Origin of the sequence: Clostridium sp. NSJ-49, from assembly GCF_014287725.1 — a bacterium.
GTDB classification, from domain to species: domain Bacteria; phylum Bacillota; class Clostridia; order Clostridiales; family Clostridiaceae; genus Clostridium; species Clostridium disporicum_B.
Map to the genome: position 1 here is coordinate 1 of NZ_JACOOP010000108.1, position 1,343 is coordinate 1,343.

A 1,343-nucleotide genomic window follows, 5' to 3' on the forward strand; every position below is an offset into this window, starting at 1 on the left:
CGCTACTGCGTTGTAAGTTCGATTTTCTAAATTAAAATTTAGAATCTCACTTAAAAACTCTCAAAAGAATTGCTGGATTTATTTTAACTATATTCTGTTCAATTTTCAAAGACCATATTATGTATCGCTTCAAGCGACTTCTTTATCTTATCACTTTGTTTCTTAACTGTCAACACTTTTTTTCAAACTTTTTTTTGAAGTTTTTGTAGCTGTTGACCTCAGCGACGAGATTTATAATACCATCTATATTAATTATCTTGCAATGTATTTATATTAATTTATTAAAATTATTATCATTTTTCTCTATTTTTCTATTATTTTCTTTATTTTTTAATTATTGATACACCTGGATGAGTGTCTACCACTTTTATATTAAATCATCAATATTAATTAGATAATTTACTAATAAAAATTCTATTTTATATCTAAACAATTAATACTAATTCTTGTTTGTTTCCAGTTTTATTACTCTAGTTATCTATATGTTAAATATAAACTCTATATATTAATTTAAATAATTCTATTCAAATTAATATACTTTAAATACAGATCTTTTCTCCTATTTGGTTATCGAAGCCCTAATTTTAAATTTATATTACTAAATTTACACTATTCTTTACTTTATATAAATTTATCTTCAAAATAATATATTTTTCTTTATTATTTTTTTAAGCTACTTCTAAGCTACTTCTTTAATATCGTTATTTACTTTCTTATATGAAACATTAATTATTTTTACTTGTTATATGTCATTATTAATATTGTTAATTTCCTATTATATATAATTTTATTTTATAATTAACATAATTAATATAAATGCAAAAAAGGTAGTAAGAATTTCTTTCTTACTACCTTAAATATGGTGACCCCTAGGGGAATCGAACCCCTGTTACCACCGTGAAAGGGTGGTGTCTTGACCGCTTGACCAAGGGGCCTTAAGTCTATTATTTGAAAAATAAAAAGCTATGTATACCATAGCTTTTTATGGTGGAGGTAAAGGGAGTCGAACCCTTGACCCCTTGCGTGCAAGGCAAGTGCTCTCCCAACTGAGCTATACCCCCATATAACCTAGCAACGTCCTACTCTCCCACACAGTCTCCCGTGCAGTACCATTGGCGCTGTAGAGCTTAACTTTCCTGTTCGGAATGGGAAGGAGTGTTTCCTCTACGCCATCATCACTAGATATCCAGAGTGTTCTCTGAAAATTGCACATGAATTTTATATTTTTTATTGGTCAAGCCCTCGACCTATTAGTATCAGTCAGCTAAATACGTTACCGCACTTACACCTCTGACCTATCAACCTTGTGTTCTTCAAGGGGTCTTACTAGCTTATGCTATGGG

The 1,343-nt window shown here is 29.5% G+C and carries 2 tRNA genes and 2 rRNA genes; all 4 read right to left on the minus strand.

The annotated features are described in order from the left end of the window. Positions 1-860: 860 nt before the first annotated feature. A tRNA-Glu gene (locus tag H8S10_RS17835) sits at positions 861-935 on the minus strand. A 50-nt stretch (positions 936-985) separates the two neighbouring features. Next, positions 986-1,061, minus strand: a tRNA-Ala gene (locus H8S10_RS17840). 5 nt (positions 1,062-1,066) lie between these two features. Next, a 5S ribosomal RNA gene (gene rrf / locus H8S10_RS17845) occupies positions 1,067-1,183 on the minus strand. Positions 1,184-1,230: 47 nt separating this feature from the next. Next, positions 1,231-1,343, minus strand: a 23S ribosomal RNA gene (locus H8S10_RS17850); the annotation flags it as partial.